This window comes from Actinomycetota bacterium, assembly GCA_041658565.1.
Taxonomy (GTDB): domain Bacteria; phylum Actinomycetota; class AC-67; order AC-67; family AC-67; genus JBAZZY01.
Genome location: JBAZZY010000071.1, coordinates 1 through 3,302, shown reverse-complemented (window position 1 = coordinate 3,302; position 3,302 = coordinate 1). Strand labels below are relative to the sequence as shown.

Sequence of the window (3,302 nt, the reverse complement as noted above, 5' to 3'; positions counted from 1 at the left end):
CCTCAACCGCGGCCCGTCAAGATGCTCGTGGCATTGTCACTCCTCGCGGCACTGGTCGGGGGGACGGTCGGGACATCGGCGACGCTTCTTGCGACCAGGAAAGGGGATGCCACCAGCACGATAGTTGAGCGAGTCGCCCCCAAAACGTCGAAGGTCAGCGCGCAGTCGCTCACGGGTGTTGCGGCGGTGGCACAGAAGGTCATTCCGAGCGTCGTGCTCATCGACGTCACGACATCGACCGGCCGCTTCGGTATGCAAAGCAGTGGAACGGGTTCGGGCGTCATCTTCACCAGCGACGGCTACATCGTAACCAGCAATCACGTTGTCGAGGGGGCCGGCTCCATCCATGTGACGTTGGCGACCGGAGGGAAGCTGCCGGCGCGTCTTGTCGGCAGCGCCTCCCCGGTTGACGACATCGCCGTGATCAAGGTGGATCGCTCGGGGCTCGAGGCCGCGACACTGGGCTCCACCGCCCAGCTCAGCGTAGGAGATGTCGCGGTGGCGCTGGGTAGCCCATTCGGACTCCAGGGCACGGTGACCGCCGGAGTCATAAGCGCGATGCACCGCAACATCGATCTCGGGGACGGCGAACGTCTCACGGACGCCATCCAGACCGATGCCCCGATCAACCCCGGCAACTCCGGTGGGGCTCTCGCCGATGCATCCGGCAACGTGATCGGCATCAATACCGCGATTGTGGGAAGTGGGAGCGGCAACGTCGGGGTCGGGTTTGCGATCCCCATCGACATCGCGCGTCGAGATGCGGAGCAGATCATCAAGACCGGTCACGCTGAAAGGCCGTTCGTCGGCATCTCGGGCGAGAGCCTGCCGAACCAAGGCGGTGCGCTTGTTCAGCAGGTGGTCAGTGGCGGGCCGGCCGACAAGGCCGGGCTCAAGGTGGGTGACATCATCGTCGGGATCGAGGGCATGAAGATCGGTTCCATGGAGTACCTGATCACGGCTCTCAGCCGCCTCGAGTCGGGCCAAACCGTGGAACTGACGTACTTGCGGGACGGCAAGAAGCGAACCGCGACGGCGACGCTCACTTCCGCGTCCGGCGGTTAGGCTGGTCTCTCAGCCAGTTCACAGGGACAGGCTCGATAATGGGCGTGGGCCAAGAAGGACGACTCGACGCTCGGAGCGCTTGGGAGGCTCGGGACGATGCGGGGAGAAGAAGCATCAAGGGGTTCGTCGGCACACACACGGGAGCCGTTGCGGATCCTGGTCGTTGACGACGAGCCCAACATCACCGACCTGGTGGCCACCGCACTCCGGTACGAGGGCTTCGAGGTGGAGACCGCGGAGAGCGGCCGCAAGGCATTGAAAGCCACGTCATCGTTCCGCCCACACCTCATCGTGCTCGACATCATGCTTCCGGATCTTGACGGGTTCGAGGTGCAGCGGCGCTTGGCAACCGACGGCACCAAGACACCGGTGGTGTTCCTCACCGCGCGGGATGCGACCGAAGAGAAGGTGCACGGTCTCACGATGGGCGCCGATGACTACGTGACCAAGCCGTTCAGCATCGAAGAGCTCGTGGCGCGTGTGAAGGCCGTGCTCCGCCGCGTCGGTGGCGCCGAGGCTGCCTCCGGCCGCTTGCGCTTCGCCGATCTGGAGATGGACGAGGACACTCATGAGGTTTGGCGGGGGAAGACCTGCATCGAGCTGACACCCACCGAGTTCAACCTTCTGCGGTACTTGATGCTCAACGGTCGACGAGTCCTGTCCAAGACGCAGATTCTCGACCATGTGTGGCACTACGACTTTGCGGGGGATGGAAACGTCGTGGAGACCTACATCGGCTACCTTCGCAAGAAGATCGACTGCTTCGACCCACCCCTGATCCACACAGTGCGGGGGGTCGGCTACAGCCTCAGGCTCCCCAAGGGATGACGATGTCGATTCGCGCGCGTCTGCTGCTGGCCACCGTGGCGTTAGTCGCGCTAGGTCTGCTTGCCGCGGACAGCGCCACGTACGTCTTCCTGCGCTCGTCGCTGATTCACCGGCTGGATCAGCAACTGGAGGCGGCGCAGCCACTGGCCACGCGAGCGTTGTTGGAGGATGTAGTCAACGGACTGATGCCCGGACTGGGGTTCGCAAACGTGCCCGGCCAGCGCCGGGGCTCGGCACCCTCCGCCACATTCACAGAGTTGTTGGATCCGTCCGGTGCCGTTGTTGTCTCGAGGTCGTTCGGGTTCGGCGTGGTCGACGTTCCACCGCATCTTCCCGCCGGTCTGCCCGGCTCGTCGGCACAGCGGGATTCGCGCTCGGCCAGATTTTTCACGGCGGGCGCTACGGGTGGGTCATCTATTCGCTACCGAGTCCTCGCGGCTGCTCTTGCCGGCGGTGAGGGAACGGTTGTCGTTGCATACCCCCTCGGCGATGTGGACGCCACTCTGCATCGGCTGCTGTTGGTGGAAGGGCTCGCTACCGCCGTGGTGCTCGCCGGAATCGCGGCGCTGGCCCTCTGGCTGGTTCGCCTCGGGCTGCGACCGCTCGAGAACATGGGTCGCGCGGCTGACGCTATCGCCGCCGGGGATCTGTCCCGGCGGGTGGAGCCGGCGGAGCCGCGCACCGAGGTAGGCCGCCTCGGGATTGCGCTGAACGCGATGCTCGAGCGGATCGAGACCGCGTTCGCTGCGCGCCAGGCGTCGGAAGCGCGGCTCCGTCGCTTCGTATCTGACGCTTCTCACGAGTTGCGCACGCCGCTCACTTCCATCCGCGGCTACGCGGAGCTGTTCCGCCGCGGCGCGGACACCCGCCCCGATGATCTCGCGAAGACGATGCGGCGAATCGAAGAGGAATCCTCCCGCATGGGGACGCTGGTGGAGGAGTTGCTCTTGCTGGCAAGACTGGACGAGGGTCGGCCTCTCGAGCGCCGGCCGGTGGATCTTGCCCGCCTGGTGAGCGATGCCGTACACGATGCCCGCGTGATTGAGCCCGATCGCCCCATAGACCTCGAGATCACCGAACCGGTCGTGGTCGACGGAGACGAAGTCCGGCTTCGCCAGGTCGCCCCGAATCTGCTGACCAACGCTTTCATCCACACGCCGGCCCGCACTCCGATTCATGTCCGGGTCATCACGACCCCGGGAGAGGCCGTGCTCGAGGTTGCCGATGAGGGGCCGGGTCTGTCGGAGGAGGAGGCGAATCAGGTGTTCGATCGTTTCTTCCGTTCCGACCCTTCGCGATCTCGTCAGAGCGGAGGGGTGGGGTTGGGATTGTCGATAGTTGCGGCCATCGCCCAGGCTCACGGAGGTCGGGCCTGGGTCGAGACCTCTCCCGGGGCCGGCGCCGTCTAC

3 protein-coding genes are annotated in these 3,302 nt (G+C 65.3%); all 3 read left to right on the top strand.

Annotated elements, in window-relative coordinates; all coding sequences use genetic code 11:
• Positions 1 to 1,065, top strand: a 1,065-nt coding sequence (locus tag WDA27_14940) for a trypsin-like peptidase domain-containing protein (GenBank protein MFA5892219.1), incomplete at its 5' end; no start/stop codon positions are given.
• A gap of 96 nt (positions 1,066 to 1,161) precedes the next feature.
• Complete coding sequence (locus tag WDA27_14935) at positions 1,162 to 1,893, top strand: response regulator transcription factor (GenBank protein MFA5892218.1); 732 nt, start codon at positions 1,162 to 1,164, stop codon at positions 1,891 to 1,893.
• Positions 1,890 to 3,302 (top strand): HAMP domain-containing sensor histidine kinase (locus WDA27_14930; protein ID MFA5892217.1); only part of this gene is annotated, 1,413 nt, incomplete at its 3' end. The genes WDA27_14935 and WDA27_14930, both read left to right, overlap by 4 nt.